Source organism: Streptomyces sp. NPDC005281 (assembly GCF_040607495.1).
Classification (GTDB): domain Bacteria; phylum Actinomycetota; class Actinomycetes; order Streptomycetales; family Streptomycetaceae; genus Streptomyces.
In genome coordinates this window covers 35,782-50,440 of sequence record NZ_JBEXGX010000042.1, presented here as the reverse complement: position 1 = coordinate 50,440, position 14,659 = coordinate 35,782, and the positions used below count along the sequence as shown (strand labels likewise).

The 14,659-nt window shown below is 71.1% G+C and carries 16 protein-coding genes; 6 read left to right on the top strand and 10 right to left on the bottom strand.

The window, feature by feature from the left end:
* Positions 1-132: 132 nt before the first annotated feature.
* The 7 genes from ABZV42_RS37310 to ABZV42_RS37280 all read right to left on the bottom strand — a co-directional run bounded on the left by ABZV42_RS37310 (position 133) and on the right by ABZV42_RS37280 (position 4,699).
* Entirely contained in the window at positions 133-528 is a 396-nt protein-coding gene (locus tag ABZV42_RS37310; protein WP_355986516.1) for a hypothetical protein, read from the bottom strand.
* 160 nt (positions 529-688) lie between these two features.
* Complete coding sequence (locus ABZV42_RS37305) at positions 689-1,066, bottom strand: fic family toxin-antitoxin system, toxin component (protein WP_355986518.1); 378 nt, start codon at positions 1,064-1,066, stop codon at positions 689-691.
* Positions 1,066-1,305, bottom strand: coding sequence for a hypothetical protein (locus ABZV42_RS37300; protein ID WP_355986521.1), 240 nt, complete (start codon positions 1,303-1,305; stop codon positions 1,066-1,068). The genes ABZV42_RS37305 and ABZV42_RS37300 overlap by 1 nt, the downstream gene beginning before the upstream one ends.
* A gap of 215 nt (positions 1,306-1,520) precedes the next feature.
* Positions 1,521-2,312, bottom strand: coding sequence for a class II aldolase/adducin family protein (locus tag ABZV42_RS37295; protein WP_356055937.1), 792 nt, complete (start codon positions 2,310-2,312; stop codon positions 1,521-1,523).
* Positions 2,309-2,443 (bottom strand): hypothetical protein, encoded by a 135-nt coding sequence (locus ABZV42_RS37290; protein WP_356055935.1) that lies wholly within the window; start codon positions 2,441-2,443, stop codon positions 2,309-2,311. The genes ABZV42_RS37295 and ABZV42_RS37290 overlap by 4 nt, the downstream gene beginning before the upstream one ends.
* 130 nt (positions 2,444-2,573) lie before the next feature.
* The gene (locus tag ABZV42_RS37285; RefSeq protein ID WP_356055932.1) at positions 2,574-3,767 is read right to left on the bottom strand and encodes a cytochrome P450; all 1,194 of its coding nucleotides are present in this window, start codon (positions 3,765-3,767) and stop codon (positions 2,574-2,576) included.
* 353 nt (positions 3,768-4,120) lie between these two features.
* A complete protein-coding gene (locus ABZV42_RS37280) occupies positions 4,121-4,699 on the bottom strand; it encodes a TetR/AcrR family transcriptional regulator (protein WP_356055930.1) in 579 nt (192 codons plus the stop codon).
* Positions 4,700-4,789: 90 nt separating this feature from the next.
* On the opposite strand from ABZV42_RS37280, the gene ABZV42_RS37275 reads away from it, so the two are divergent.
* Positions 4,790-5,236: a DUF1772 domain-containing protein gene (locus ABZV42_RS37275; RefSeq protein WP_355986530.1), complete on the top strand. Its 447-nt coding sequence runs from the start codon at positions 4,790-4,792 to the stop codon at positions 5,234-5,236.
* A 79-nt stretch (positions 5,237-5,315) separates the two neighbouring features.
* Here the strand turns inward: ABZV42_RS37275 and ABZV42_RS37270 are convergent, their stop codons facing one another.
* Positions 5,316-5,516: a hypothetical protein gene (locus ABZV42_RS37270; RefSeq protein ID WP_356055928.1), complete on the bottom strand. Its 201-nt coding sequence runs from the start codon at positions 5,514-5,516 to the stop codon at positions 5,316-5,318.
* A 20-nt stretch (positions 5,517-5,536) separates the two neighbouring features.
* Between ABZV42_RS37270 and ABZV42_RS37265 the strand changes: the two genes are divergently transcribed.
* Both ABZV42_RS37265 and ABZV42_RS37260 read left to right on the top strand, forming a co-directional pair.
* Positions 5,537-6,757 carry a metallophosphoesterase gene (locus ABZV42_RS37265; protein WP_355986534.1) on the top strand — a complete coding sequence of 407 codons (1,221 nt, stop codon included), beginning with the start codon at positions 5,537-5,539 and terminating at the stop codon, positions 6,755-6,757.
* Between the two features lie 152 nt (positions 6,758-6,909).
* The gene (locus ABZV42_RS37260; protein ID WP_356055926.1) at positions 6,910-7,488 is read left to right on the top strand and encodes a hypothetical protein; all 579 of its coding nucleotides are present in this window, start codon (positions 6,910-6,912) and stop codon (positions 7,486-7,488) included.
* A 101-nt stretch (positions 7,489-7,589) separates the two neighbouring features.
* Here ABZV42_RS37260 and ABZV42_RS37255 read toward each other — a convergent pair whose 3' ends face one another.
* Positions 7,590-8,168 carry a helix-turn-helix domain-containing protein gene (locus ABZV42_RS37255; RefSeq protein WP_356055958.1) on the bottom strand — a complete coding sequence of 193 codons (579 nt, stop codon included), beginning with the start codon at positions 8,166-8,168 and terminating at the stop codon, positions 7,590-7,592.
* Positions 8,169-8,306: 138 nt separating this feature from the next.
* Between ABZV42_RS37255 and ABZV42_RS37250 the strand changes: the two genes are divergently transcribed.
* Positions 8,307-9,557, top strand: a complete 1,251-nt coding sequence (locus tag ABZV42_RS37250; RefSeq protein WP_356055924.1) for an NAD(P)/FAD-dependent oxidoreductase — start codon at positions 8,307-8,309, stop codon at positions 9,555-9,557.
* 207 nt (positions 9,558-9,764) lie between these two features.
* On the opposite strand, the gene ABZV42_RS37245 is transcribed toward ABZV42_RS37250, so the two are convergent.
* Positions 9,765-10,406, bottom strand: a complete 642-nt coding sequence (locus ABZV42_RS37245) for a TetR/AcrR family transcriptional regulator (protein ID WP_355986540.1) — start codon at positions 10,404-10,406, stop codon at positions 9,765-9,767.
* Between the two features lie 320 nt (positions 10,407-10,726).
* On the opposite strand from ABZV42_RS37245, the gene ABZV42_RS37240 reads away from it, so the two are divergent.
* Together ABZV42_RS37240 and ABZV42_RS37235 are read left to right on the top strand one after the other, a co-directional pair.
* A complete protein-coding gene (locus tag ABZV42_RS37240) occupies positions 10,727-12,991 on the top strand; it encodes a glycoside hydrolase family 3 C-terminal domain-containing protein (RefSeq protein WP_356055922.1) in 2,265 nt (754 codons plus the stop codon).
* 279 nt (positions 12,992-13,270) lie between these two features.
* Entirely contained in the window at positions 13,271-14,578 is a 1,308-nt protein-coding gene (locus ABZV42_RS37235) for an MFS transporter (protein ID WP_356055920.1), read from the top strand.
* Positions 14,579-14,659 lie beyond the last annotated feature (81 nt).

The window sequence follows — 14,659 nt, the reverse complement described above, 5'->3', positions numbered from 1 at the left end:
GGCCGAGCACGCTCACATCCACGACGGGCAGTCCGACAACGGCCGCCCGCCGCTTGGCGTACCTGCCGAGGAGGGCCCGACAACTTCCGCTCTGCTAGCGGGCGTTGGACCATGGCCCGAACCCTGGCTGTTTCACCCTTCCCGGAGCTCGAGCGTGATCGGGGTCGTGGGCCGGACCTTGGCGCCGGGGCCGGGAGTGCTGGAGACGACGATCCAGGCGCCCAGCCCACCGGCCGCGTCGGTCATCACATCGTGTCCGTCGGGCGCCAAGGCCTCAAGGTTGTCGAAGCACATGAGTTCTTTGCTGAGCGGCTCGAACGTCCGGCCCTCGACGTCGGGCATGGGCTGGGGCCACTGCTGTGCCTTGCAGCGGCCGAAGATGCTGTCGGCCGCGTAGGAGGGAGACGCCTTGGACGCGGCGGCGTCGTTGGCGCGTCGGGATCTGTCCTGCTGATTGGCTACGGAGTCGCAGCCCGTGAGTGCGGTCGCGAAGACGGCGATCGGGATGAGTGCGGTTCTGGCGCGCATGGACCCCCCAAGGTCGGTCTTGAGCCCCGTCATTCTGGGGCCTGTGTGACTTGGAGTGGATATTGCGTGCACACTTCGTGTTGTAGATGTGACCTGTGGGCCCCGCCGACGCCGAACCGCACAGCCGCTGCCGGACCCGTCCGGTACCGCTTCTGCGGGCTCAGGTCGTGGTGGGCCAGGCGCGCAGCAGAGCGGAGATCTTCCCGGCGGTGCAGGCGGGGTCGAGGAGCAGGTCCTTGAGGGCGATGGCGTCCTCGCGGGTGGGCTTGACCCCGATCCCGGCGGCTTCGAGGTACATGACACCACTGGCCGCGGCGACGGCGAGGTTGGAGCGCTCGAGCCAGCGGCACCGGCCCAGGGTGTGGACCAGGGCGGCGGCCTTGGCGTAGGGGCCGTCGTAGACGGGCTGCTCGAACAGTTCGGCACGCTGACGGGCGACCGCCGAGACGGGAACGCCGTAGTCGTCGGGGGCCGGATCGTCGGCTCCGGCGGCCTCGGCGACTTGCAGGATCCAGGGGACGTCGATGTTCAGGTCCATCAGGCCGCGTGCGCCCCACGGGCCGTCTGCTGGGCCTGTTCGGCCGCGTCGAAGACGCTCTGGTGCTCGGCGAGGAAGCGGGCGGCCGCGTCCACCGCGCGGGCCCGCAGGCCGCTGGTGTCGTCCTGTACGAGCCTGGCGAGATAGTCCCCGATGCTCAGCCCCAGGTCGGCGGCCCGCCTCTTCGCGAGGTCCGCCACATCCTCATCCACACGTGCGCCCAGCTGCGTCTTGGCCATACCGGCATGGTAACAGCTGTTACCTCGCCTGCGAGGGCGCGGCTGAAGATGCGATGTCACCCCACCAGCCCCCGTGAGAGAGGGAGCTGTTGTGCAGACGCTGGTGGCCGGCATCGTGGCACCCGGTCAGATGCCAGGTCGGCAGACGCGCAGCGGGGCGGAGGCCGCCGCGCCGCACGCCAAGGACGAGCGGGGCCCGACCCAGGTGTTGCCCATCAGTCCTCGTAGTCGGGGGCGATCCGCCCGAGCAGGCGCAGGAGCGCCGCCCATGCCAGGTCGTAGGCGTCGTGGTCCTCGAAGTCGGAGGACGTGTCGCCCTCGCCGGTGAGCTGCTGGGCGGTGTACTCGGCGACCTGTTCCGAGGGCAGGACCAGGGGGCCGCCCGCCTGGGCGGTGACCTGGATCTCGCAGGCCTTCTCCAGGTAGTACATGCGCAGGAACGCCTGCTTGGCGCTGTCGCCGACGGTGAGCAGGCCGTGGTTGCGCAGGATGAGCGCGGAGTGGCTGCCGAGGTCGGTGACCAGGCGATCCTGCTCGGCGAGATTGAGTGCGACACCCTCGTAGTCGTGGTAGCCGACGCGGTTGTGGAACTCCATCGACATCTGGTTGACCGGGAGCAGTCCGCCCTGCTGGGCGGCGACGGCGCAGCCCGCCCTGGTGTGGGTGTGCAGCACGCAGTTGGCGTCGGTGCGAGCCCTGTGGATCGCGCTGTGGATCACGAACCCGGCCGGGTTCACGGGGTGTTCGGTGGGCTCGACGGGGTTTCCGTCCAGGTCGATCTTGACGAGGTTCGAGGCGGTGATCTCCTCGAAGAGCAGTCCGTAGGGGTTGATGAGGAAGTGGTCGTCCGGGCCCGGGAGCCGTTGCGAGATGTGCGTGAAGATCAGGTCGGTCATGCGGAAGTGGGCGACCAGCCGGTAGACGGCGGCGAGTTCGCGCCGCAGCCTCAGTTCTTCTGCCGAGGTGTCGAGGGCCGCGGATTCGGGGGTGGTGAGGAGGTCGGTCACGCGGGTGCTCCTTGCTGGGAGGTCGCCTCGGCGGGGACGGCGACGGGGGTGTCGGGGCGCCCGGTGGTCCACCAGGCGATGACGTTGTGCGCGGGTTCGGTGATGTACGCGGTCTCCCCGGCCGAGGCCACGATCGCGAAGGAGCCGGTGGCCGCGCACGCCTGACCGGATCCGCACGAGGTTCAGGGCCGCTCCGTATGTTCTGGAGGGCCCTGAACGCATGCCTGGCCGGGACGCCGGGCGCGTGCTGTCGGCGCGGCGTCACACCCGGTCGACGGCCACGCGGAGTCCGCGGATCACATAGCCCCCGATCTCGTCCTGGAACGTGACGCGGGGCGGCGTGAGCATGCGGATGCCTTCGAGGGCGAAGAGGTGGCCGAGGAAGACGTTGGTCTCCATCATCGCGACGTCGGCACCGGGGCAGCGGTGCGGTCCGTCGCCGAAGGACAGGGCGGCCGCGTACCGGCCGGTCGTCGCCGGCCGGCTGGGGCAGACCGCCGTGGGGGTGGTCCCCATGGCCTCGGCGTCGGTGTTGGCCTCGTCCACGTAGATGTCGACGAGCGCACCGGCGGGCACGGTGACCGGGCCATCGGCACCCGGCACGTCGACGGCGCCGGTGGTTCGCCGGCTCAGACGGGCGACCGCGGGTTCCAGGCGCAGGATCTCGTGGATCACCGCGAGGCGTTCGCTCTCGCTCCCCGCCGAGTAGCGCTCGCGCAGTGCGGGGTCGGTGAACAGATGCCATGCGGCCACGCACATGAACTCGCGGGTGGTGACCATTCCGGCAGCGGCGTAGGTGAGGCACTCGCCGAGGATCTCGGGGTTCGAACAGCCCTCCGCGATCAGGTGCGAGATCAGGTTGTCGGCGGGCCGTTCGCGGTGGGCGCGAACGGCCGGGCGGACGTCGGCGAGGTAGATCCGCAGCCAGTTGGTGTTCTGGCGGAACAGCCAGTAGATGCCGTGCGGACTGGTCAGCCCGGGCTTGCCGAATTTCTCTGGGAAGAAGCGCTCCAGCCGGCGCTGGATGCCGGGTCTGCTGCGAGTCAGCCCGATCACCCCGCACGCCACGTCGATCGCGACGCCGAAGGTGAGGTCCTCCAGCCGTGCCTCGCCCTCGGTGCGCAGGGTGTCCAGGTGCTTGCCCGTGACGTGTTCGGTGAGTTCCCGGTAGTGCTCGTCCACGCGGCGGGGGGTGAAGTATCGGGCGGTCTGACGGCGGTGTTCCCGGTGTTCGGGCCCGTCGCGGTACAGAACGGGACGCCGGATCCGGGCGGGCATCTTCTCGACGGTCTCGACGCCCAGACCCGCCTGTACGGTGTCGGTGCTGCGCAGAACGGCGCGCGCCGCCGAGTAGCCGCGCACCTGCCACGTGCCGTCGTCCCCGCGGCCGACCGGGCAGTCGGAACCGGTGGGAACCCTGCGGATCTTCCGCGCGTCGTCGTCGGTTCGGTCCATCGATCGCTGCCCCCGTCGTCGTGTCGGCGCCCCCTTGGAAGGAGTCCGCCGTCAGCCGTGTGCGGTCAGACTTCACCACGGCCGCCCCCGCCGCCAGTGCCTCCGCCGACCGGACCCGCAACTCGCCCTCGACGCCGATCGTGCTCTGCCCGAGAAACGTCAACTCGGCATGGTGGGCACAGGAGTTCCCCGACAAGGGATGAGAACCGTGTCGGCGCTCCGTGGAACCCGGGTGTGTCGGCAGCCGTGTCGACTCCGGCGGACAAGCGGGTCGGGCCAGCGTCGGACCGGGAAGCGACGGCCTGGGCCGGAAGCCGGGCCGGAAGACCCCGGTCGGCGGCCCGGCCGGGGTCTCAGGTGACAGCGAGCCGGTCCACCAGCAGGTCCACCCTTCGCTCCGCGTCCCCCGGCGGAAGCCGTCCCGCCCGGGTCAGGGTCGCCAGCCCGTGCAGGGCCGCCCAGAACACCTCGGTGAACAGCCCCGGGTGAACACCGTCGCCGGCGACCTCGGCGAGGTTCTCCAACAGGGCGGCGAAAGCGTCCTTCAGCGGCTCCGGGGTGCCCTCGTTCGCGAACGCCAGGCCGCCGTCGAGCTGGAAGAGTGCGTCGTAGACCGCCGGGTTGCGCTCGGCGAAATCGAGGTAGGCGCGGGCAAGGGCGGTGACCCGGGCGCGCGGGCCGTCCGCGGCGGAGGCCGCGGTCCGCATCGTCGCGGCCATCTCGGCGGCACCTTCCAGGGCGACGGCGCCGATGATCTCGCGCTTGCCGCGGAAGTGGCTGTAGAGGACGGGCTGGCTGTATTCGATGCGCTCGGCGAGCCGGCGGGTGGTGACCGCGTCCCAGCCCTGCTGCTCCGCGAGCTCGCGGGCCGTCGCCACGATGAGGCGCTCGCGGGCCGCCCGTTCGCGCTCCTTGCGTTCCTGTACCGACATAACTCGATCCTAGCACTGCTAGACAATCGAGCAGAGTTAGTACTAGCGTTGCCCTATCACCTAGCAGCGCTAGATTACAGGAGGGTCATCATGCTCAACGCACTCGAGGTCGTCACCACCGTGCTCGTCGGCGTGATGGTGGGGGTGGAGTTCTCCGTCGCCTTCGTCATCGGCCCGATCCTCAACGCCCTGCCCGAGGACAGTGGCCAACTCGGCCACGCCCACGGGGGCCGGATGCTCGGCGCCGTGATGCCGGTCTGGTACATCAGCTCGCTCGTCCTCGTCGCGGTCTGGGCCATCGCCGGACGGCACCACGACGGCGCCGGCCTCGTCGTCATCGCCGGCGCCCTGCTGATCCTCAGCGTGGTCATGTCGCTCCTGCTGCTCGTCCCGATCAACAACCGGAACAAGACGTGGACGCCCGAGAACCGGCCCGAGGACTGGAAGGAGCAGATGAACCGCTGGAACCGCTGGCACTACGTCCGCGTCGCCGTCATCATCGCCGCCTTCGCCCTGCTGGTCACCTCCCTGGCCTGAACCCGCGTGCCGAGACCCTCGACCTTGTCGGCCTCGGCCCGGTCGGCGGCGTTTGGTGCTCGGGTCCCTTGAGCAACGGTCACGGGTGGATCATCTGCACCCCGACCGACAGCGCCGCCTCCTCGGCATCGGTCGTGGCCTCGCCAGGACAGGGGTGGACGTCGTCGATCCGCCGGGACGGGGCAGGAGTCTCGGCGGAGATCCCCGTCCCGAAGCCCCGGAGGTCACCGGCGGGCCCGGCCGGCCTGAGGACGACCGGATACAGTGCGCGAGACGTCACCCTGGTTAAGGAGGGGAAGCGTGACCGACACCAGCGACACCCGACCCGTCGACAGTGAAGCGCAAGCGCCGCGGCAGAGCCGACTGCACCGCCTGATGCGCTACCTCCCCTTGATCGCCCCCGTCCTGCTGTGGACCGTGCCCTGTTGGGTTCTCCTGTACACCGGCCAGCACTGGCCGCTGCCCGTCACTCTGGTCGGCACCGCACTGTTCACCCTCGGCCTCATCGGTATGCCGCTCGCGATGATGCGCGGCCACGGCCGGCGCCAGCAGGACCGGGCGGCGATCGTCGGTGACACCCTGCTGGGCACCAGCTGGGTTCTGTTCACCTGGTCCGTGCTCCTCGGCAGCGTATTGCGGCTCGCCCTGACCGTGGCCGGCGTCGGCGAGAGCCAGGACCGGGCCCGGATCGTCACCTGGGCCGTCCTCGGCGTGACCGCCGTACTGCTCGCGTGGGGGTACGCCGAAGCCCGCCGCGTGCCACGCGTGCGCCGACTCGACGTGCAACTCCCGCGGCTGGGTGCCGGGTTGGACGGCACGCGCGTCGCCCTCATCACCGACACCCACTACGGCCCGCTCGATCGCACTCGCTGGTCGGAACGGGTGTGCGAGACGGTGAACGCTCTGGAAGCCGACCTGGTCTGCCACACCGGCGACATCGCCGACGGCACCGCCGAACGCCGCCGCGCCCAGGCCGCCCCGCTCGGTACCGTGCGGGCCACCCGGGCCCGTGTCTACGTCACCGGCAACCACGAGTACTACAGCGAGGCCCAGGGCTGGGTCGACCTGATGGACGAGCTGGGCTGGGAGCCGCTGCGCAACCGCCATCTGCTGCTCGAACGCGGAGGCGACACCCTCGTCGTCGCCGGAGTGGACGACGTCACCGCGGAGTCCTCCGGCCTGGCAGGCCACCGCGCCCACCTCGCCGGAGCCCTGAACGGCGCCGACCCCGACCTGCCCGTCCTGCTCCTGGCACACCAGCCCAAGTTCATCGACCGGGCGGCGGCCGCCGGGATCGACCTCCAGCTCTCGGGCCACACCCACGGCGGCCAGATCTGGCCCTTCCACCACCTGGTCCGCATCGACCAGCCCGTAGTCGCCGGCCTCAGCCACCACGGCACCCGCACCCTCCTCTACACCAGCCGCGGCACCGGCTTCTGGGGCCCGCCGTTCCGCGTCTTCGCCCCGAGCGAGATCACCCTGCTCGTGCTCCGCTCCCCGGACCTGCCCACCGGGCCATGACACCGGGCATGCCCTTGACTGTTCGAGCCCGATGAGGAATACGGTGGACAGCCGGACGGCAACGTCCGAAGGTGTTCGGCATGCTGTCTCTTCGGAGGAATCCTCGTACGGTTCACCGTCAGGCCCTGCCCACCACGGCGGAACGCGGCCGCGTGCTCGACGAGTTCAACGCCGCCGTGCGGTGCCCCGAGGCGCACGGCGGGCTCGCGTCCCTGCCGCTCTTCCTCGACGCCCTCGCCGAGAACGAGGCCCGGGCCGACGGCGCGCGATGGATCGTGGACGACAACGCGCGGTTGAACATGACGGCATTGCTGCGCTACTGCTTTCCCCAGCCGGAGATTCACGTGGTGGCCGCGGAGTACGGCGCCGCGGCTCACCAGCGTGGCTGGCTCCGTCTCGATCGAGCCTTGCGTGCTCCCGATTTCACGAGCCTCGTCGAGACAGCCGAGGACTGGGCGGAGACCGACCGCACATTCGACGATGTTCTGCGGGTCCACGGCCGGCCTTCCGTGATCTTCGGCGACCAGGATCCGTGCTCGGCCAAGACCCTTGGCTACGCCTCCGGTGACCGGACCGCTCCGTTCGCGGTTTTCCACTTCGGCGCGGCGGGGGACGCCCCATCGGCGCGTCTGCTCGCCTTCCGGAGCGGTGACCACATGTTCGGATCGAGCATTGCCTTCACCCCGTTCGGCGACGCCGCCGCTGACGAGCCCGAGAGGCGTCAGCTCTGACCCGGCCACTCCGGCGCGCGCGAAATCGCCCGCGTGCATGCCGACGTCGTGCCTGCGCGTCTTCCGGGCGCCGCTTGTGACACCTGGGCGCTGACGTCGGGTCAGCCTGCGTGCGTACCGCCGGTCCAGCCGTTGCCTAGCAGCTCGAAGACCCGGTCGAGGGCCGTGTCGGGGTCGCTGGACCCGCGTACGAGAACGGGCACCTCCAGGGCGAAGTGGGCCAGCGCCAGGCAGCCCGGGTCGTCCGCGGGCAGTCCGGCGTCGTCGGCGATCGCCGCGGCCAGGGCGTGCTCGTGCCGCAGCCACATCCGGCGGGCGTACTCCCGCAGCGCGGGGGTGGTGTCGATCAGGCGCAGGAAGTCGTCGAACCGTGGGTCGGTGTGGACCCGTCGGGAGTGTTCGCCGAGCAGCATGCGGCGCAGTGCTTCCGGGACGGACTGGCCGGCGGGGCGTTCGCGGACCGCCGCGACCAGGGCCGCCTCGCGGTCGACGTCCTGGTCGAAGACCAGCGCCTCCTTGCCGTCGGGAAAGTGCTTGAAGAGCGTCGTCACCGAGACGTCGGCCGCGTCGGCGATCTCGCGCACCCCGACCTCGTCGTAGCCCCGCTCGGTGAACAGTCGCAGCGCAGCGTCCGCAAGGGCCTGGCGGGTGGCTGCCTTCTTGCGCTCTCGGCGCCCCATCTCGGTCACCCGGCCACCTTACCGCGTTCATGGATCGGATACGAAAGTTGAGCTGTTACGCTTTTTTAGCGGTTGCACCTACCCAGGTGCTGTCGCGACCCGTTCGCGATCACCGCGCCACTTGAGGGGAAGGTCCCGATGACGAACAGCACACCCCGGATCTGCGTAATCGGCGGCGGGCCCGCCGGCCTGACGTGCGCCCGCGTCCTGCAAGGCCACGGCATCGAGGTCACTGTTTACGACGCCGACCATGCCGTGGATTCCCGCGACTCCGGCGGCACGCTCGACCTGCACGCCGACTCCGGACAGATCGCTCTCGCGGACGCCGGGCTGCTCGACGCCTTCATGGCGCAGGCCCGACCGGAGGGCCAAGCCAAGACCCGCCGCGACCACCAGGGCACGGTCCTGGCGGAGTTCACCCCAGCCCCCGGCGACGAGGCCGCGCCGGAGATCGACCGCGGCCGGCTGCGCCGACTGCTCTTCGACCACCTGCGGCCCGCCACCGTCCGCTGGAACCACCGGCTCGTCAGCGCGACCCCGCTCGGCCACGGCGGCCACCGCCTGGAGTTCGCGGGCGGCACCACCGTGGAGGCCGACCTGGTGATCGGCGCCGACGGGGCGTGGTCGAAGGTCCGCCCCCTGGTCAGCGCCGCCGCCCCACGGCACCTGGGGGTCTGCTTCCTGGACGCCCGGTTCGACGAGGTCGACTCCCGCCACCCCGAGGTCGCCGGGATCGTCGGGGACGGTCACATGTTCTCCAACGACAACGACGGCCGCGCGGTGATCCTGCAACGCAACGGCGACGGCGTGGTCCGCGGCTACATCGCGTTCCGCGCCGCACCGGACTGGCACATCGGGGCCGGCGTCGACCTCACCGACCGGGAGAGCGTCCGCTCCCACCTGGCGCGGGAGTTCGGCCACTGGTCGGCGGCCATGCGCGCGTCGATCGTCCGCAACGACGGCGACTACGTGCCGCGGTCCTTCTGGGCGCTGCCCGCGCCGCTCGCCTGGGAGCACGTCCCCGGGGTCACGCTGATCGGCGACGCGGCCCACCTGATGGCGCCCTTCGGCGGTCACGGCGCCAACCTCGCGATGCTGGACGGCGCGGAGCTCGCGCACGCCGTCAGCCGGGCGGCCGGCCCCGACCCGACGGCGGGTCTCGACCTGGCGGCGCTCGACCGGGCGACCGCCCGCTACGAGTCGGACATGTTCGCCCGCTCCGGCGACCTGGCCGTGAGCTCGAACGACGCCCTGCTGGAGTTCTTCGCCACCACCGACACCCCGGACCTGCCGCCTGACCCCGAGCAGGAGCACCGGGACTACCTCACCCGGGCGGAGGCCTACCGACAGGAGCGGGCCCGGCGGGCCGGTGAGCGCACCGAGGTCTGACGGGACGTCATCAGTCTCGGCCACAGCGGCACAGCGGACCCCGCGGTGCTGCGCTCAAAAGCCGCTGTCCGGCCGGCAAAGACAACCGCAGGGCAGGCGCTCCGTCTAGGGGTGCCTGCCCTGCACCGGCATCCCCGCTGTGAGTGCGGCCGCGCCCTCGCCGGCGATCGCCTTACGGTCCGGAAGCTCAGCGTCTCGCGGTGATCGTCACATCACTGGTTCCGCGTCCGGCGGCCTCTCGGCCCCCGTCGTGGATGTGGGGGCGAACAGGCGCCAGAAATAGGCGAGTTGCTCGGCCATGTCGATCTCTGGGTCGTACATCCACTGCATCTGCAAGCCGTCGATCAAGGCGAACAGGAGCCCGGCCATGCGGTCGGGGGCGAGGTCCGCGGGCAGGGAGCCTGCCGCCTGCTGCTCGCGGATGGCCGTCGCGACGGTGGAGCGCGCGGTCGCGTATCGGTCGCGGAAGTACTCGTGCGCCGGGTGACCGGGCTCCGCCGCCTCGGAGGCGAAACGGGAGAAGAGCTGGGTGAGCCCCGGAACCTCGGCGTTGTGGCGGACGAGCGCGGTGAGCCCCTGGGCCAGGTCCGGTGACGTGCCAGGGGCGGCATCGACGGCGCCTGTCACCATGCGCTGGTCGACCTCGTCGCGGCGGCGCAGGATGGCGATGAAGAGCTGTTCCTTGGTTCCGAAGTAGTGCAACAGGCCCGTCTGGCTCAACCCCACCGCCTGGGCGAGTTCGCGGACCGTCGTACGGCTGTAACCGACCCGTGCCACGATCCCGAGCGCCGTCTCGAGGATCTCCTCACGCTTGGCGATGCCTTTCGCGTACGAACCACGTCGTGCCATGAGCAGGACTCTACTTCACAGGAAATTCGCTGGTGGGACCCCTTGTCGCCGAAAACCGAATGCCATAACGTTTTCAAAGTCGGCGAGGCGGCCGAGTGCGGCAGCGGTTCGCTGCCTTCCCTTCCTGACCAGGGAATCGCCGACACTCCGGGCGGTGGTGGGCTGCGCGTCGTGGGGGCGCTGAGCCCGCCACCCGAACCGGCTTCTCCGGCACGCGCACGTACGAAGCGCCGCGCCCGCTTCTCCCGCTTCTCCCGCTTCTCCCGCTTCTCCCGCTTCACAACCGTCCGCCAGGGCACCGCACTACCTGAGGAGACCCCGTGACCACGCATGACCCCGCTTCCTTGTCGACGGCGCAGCAGGCTGCCGTGGGCAGCGGCGCCGACTTCTGGAGCACGAAGCAGGTCGGTGACGTCCCCTCGCTGGTGCTCACCGACGGACCGCACGGCGTGCGCCGCCAAGTAGGTGCCACCGACCACCTCGGCCTCGCGGGCAGCGAACCCGCCACGTGCTTCCCGCCGGCCGTCGGCCTCGGGCAGAGCTGGGACACGGACCTGGCCGCCAAGGTCGGTACGGCGCTTGGCCTGGAGAGCCGCGCGCTGGGCGTCGACGTACTCCTCGGACCGGGCATCAACATCAAGCGGGACCCGCGCTGCGGCCGCAACTTCGAGTACTACTCGGAGGACCCGCACCTGTCCGGCACACTCGCCGCCTCCTGGGTACGCGGACTCCAAGAGACCGGTGTGGGCGCCTCGTTGAAGCACTTCGCCGCCAACAACACCGAGTACGACCGCATGCGCTCCAGCTCCGACATCGCCCCGCGCCCGCTGCGCGAGATCTATCTGCGCGCCTTCCAGCATGTGGTGCAGAAGGCGCAGCCGTGGACCGTGATGTGCTCCTACAACCGCGTCAACGGCGTCTACGCCTCCGAGAACCACTGGCTGCTCACCGAAGTGCTGCGCGACGAGTGGGGCTTCGACGGTGTCGTGGTCAGCGACTGGGGCGCGGTGTCGAACCGGGTGAAGGCGGTGGCGGCGGGCCTCGACCTCGAGATGCCCGGGGCCGGGGGCGTCACCGACGCGCAGGTCGTGGCGGCGGTCGAGGAGGGAGAGCTGGAGGCGGCCGTGGTCGCGCGAGCGGCCGCCCGCATGCTCGCTCTGGCCGCGAAGGCCGAGGCCGGCCGGGCGGTGCGGGTCGCCGCGTTCGACGCCGAGGCACACCACGACCTGGCCCGGCAGGTGGCCGCCCACTGCGTCGTCCTGCTGAAGAACGAGCCGGTCGAGGGACGGGCCGTACTGCCGCTGGAGGAAGGCCGATCCCTCGCGGTGATCGGTGAGTTCGCGCAGTCACCGCGCTACCAGGGCGGTGGCAGCTCGCATGTGAACCCGACCCGCGTGGACCTGCCGCTGGAGGAGATCCGCGCCCTTGCGGCGGACTCCGAGGTCACCTACGCGGCCGGATTCACCACCGACGGCTCCGGCGACGCGGCCGCCCTGCGGGACGAGGCCGTCCGAGCCGCCGCGGCGGCGGACACCGCCGTCGTCCTCCTCGGCCTGGCGGCCCACCAGGAGTCCGAGGGCTTCGACCGCGACCATATCGAACTGCCCACCGAACAGCTCCGGTTGCTGGCAGCGGTGGTTCGCGCCCAGCCGCGTACCGTCGTCGTCCTCTCGCACGGCGGCGTACTGCGCCTGGCCGACGTCGACCATCAGGCTGCCGCCGTGCTGGACGGTGCGCTGCTCGGCCAGGCCGGCGGGGGCGCGCTCGCGGATGTGCTGTTCGGCCGGGTCAACCCGTCGGGGCGGCTGACGGAGACCGTGCCGGTGCGGATCGAGGACACCCCCGCCTATCTGGACTTCCCCGGCGAGCACGGCCATGTCGCCTACGGCGAGGGCCTGTTCGTGGGCTACCGCTGGTACGACGCCCGCTCCATGGAGGCCACCTATCCCTTCGGGCACGGACTGTCGTACACCTCCTTCGCCTACTCCGGCCTCGAACTGACCGCCGGTGCCCAGGGCATCACCGCGTCCGTCACGGTCACCAACACCGGGCAGCGAGCGGGCCGCGAGGTCGTCCAGTTCTACGTGACGAGGCCCGGCTCGGCCGTCGTCCGGCCGCCCCAGGAGCTCAAGGGCCACACCGTCGTGGCACTGGCCGCGGGTACCGCGGAACGGGTGAGCGTGCTGATCGAACGCCAGGACCTGGCGTACTGGGATGTCCGCGCCGACCGCTGGATCGTCGAGGGCGGCGGCTACGACGTACGCGCCGCCGCCTCCAGCCGCGACATCCGCGCCACCGCCACGGTCGAGGTGGAGGGGGACGGCCTCATCCTGCCGCTGACCCTCGACTCCACGCTGGGCGAGGTCATGGCCGCGCCCGGCGCCGCCGAGATCCTCGGCGCGCTGATGCCCATGCCGGCGGCAGCCGCGGACAGCGACGTCCTCGGCGTCGACATGGCCCGGATGATGGCGTCCATCCCGGTCGGCCGGCTGCTCAGCTTCGCCGCCGGCGCCGTCACCGCCGCCGACCTGGAGAAGCTCCTCGGCGATCTCAACGCCGCACGCGCCACCGCGGCCGGGTCCTGATTCCCCGGGGGAGGGGAGGGGCGGCGCTCGCCATCGCTCCCCCGGCGGAGGCGCGGCGCTCGCCGCCTCTCCCCCGGCCTCAACTTCCCCACTCTGAAATGCCTTCGGCCCTTCGCCGCTCCTCCCCCTCCGTAACCTCCCCCGCCCCGAACCACTTTCGGCCCGCCGCTCAGCTCGTCCCAACCTGACCCGCCTCCGGCTCTCCGCCGCCCCGCCCACCGCTCAGGACCGTCGCGCCGCCCGAGGCTGCGCCAAATCCCGTACGACAAAGAGGTCGTCATGACAACTGCACCGATCGGCTCCGGCATGGAGTCGACCGTCCCCTCCGGGCAGCCCACGGACACGGCACCGGCCACCGTCGCGGACCAGGCCCCCACCACCGGCGAACGGCGCCTGCTGACCGGCCTGATGGCCAACAGCGTCGCCCTGTACGCCGTCTACGGCGCCGTCCCCGCCGTCCTGCTCCCCAATCTCGTGGCGGACATCGACCCCGGCTCCAAGTCCACCTCCCTCGGCGTGATCAGCGCCGTCGGTGCGTTCGGCGCCATGCTCGCCAACCCCGTCGCGGGTGCGCTCTCGGACCGCACTCACGGCCGCTTCGGCCGCCGTGCCCCGTGGATGGCGGGCGGTGCCCTGCTGGGCGGGCTGTCACTCATCGCGCTCGGCCTCGGCAACAACCTGCTGTGGATCGGCGTGGCCTGGGCGCTGGCGCAGATCTCCCTCAACGGCCTTCAGGCCCCGCTGACCGCCGTGATCCCGGACCGCACGCCCGAACACCGGCGAGGCGTCTTCTCTTCCGCCGCCGGTCTCGCCCAGATGCTGGGCGCCACGCTCGGCGCCGCAGCCGCCGCCGGCTTCGCGCACGCGCTCGGGCTCGGCTTCGCCGCCTTCGGCGTCCTGGTCGTCATCGGCACCGCGGTGTACCTGCTGCTGAACAAGGAGCCCGCGGCCCCCGCCCCGCAGGGCGAGGTATTCCGCTGGAAGGCCTTCCTCGCCGGATTCTGGGTGAGCCCCCGCAAGCACCCCGACTTCGGCTGGGCCTTCCTCGGCCGCTTCCTGCTCGTCCTGGGGTACTACTGCGTCGCGTCGTACCAGCTGTACATACTCGACGACTACCTGGGCCTGACCCGCGACCACGCCAACCACCTGGTGCCGCTGCTGAGCCTGTCTATGCTGCCCGGGCTGATCGTGATGATCGTCGTCTCCGGTCCCTGGTCGGACCGCGTCGGCCGTCGCAAGCCCTTCGTCATCGCCTCCAGCCTCGGCATGGCCGGCGCTCTCGCCCTGCCCCTGGTCCTGCACAGCGTGGCCTCGATGTTCGGCTACGCCGTTCTCTCCGGCTGCGCCTTCGGGATGTACATGGCCGTCGACACGGCGCTGATGACACAGGTGCTTCCCCGGCCCGACGCGGCCGCCAAGGACATGGGCGTCCTCAATGTCGCCAACGCACTCCCCCAGGCCTTGGCGCCCGCGGTCGCCGCGGTGGTGATCGGAGCGCTCGGCGGTTACAGCGCGCTGTTCGTCGCCGGCATCCTCCTGACCGTCCTCGGCGCGCTGAGCATCCTGCCGATACGGACCGTGCGCTGACCGTCCCGGCGCCGTCGCGTCGGTGCCGCCCCGGCCGGGGCGGCACCGCCTGGACCACCGCAGGTTGATTGTCGAGCAGTC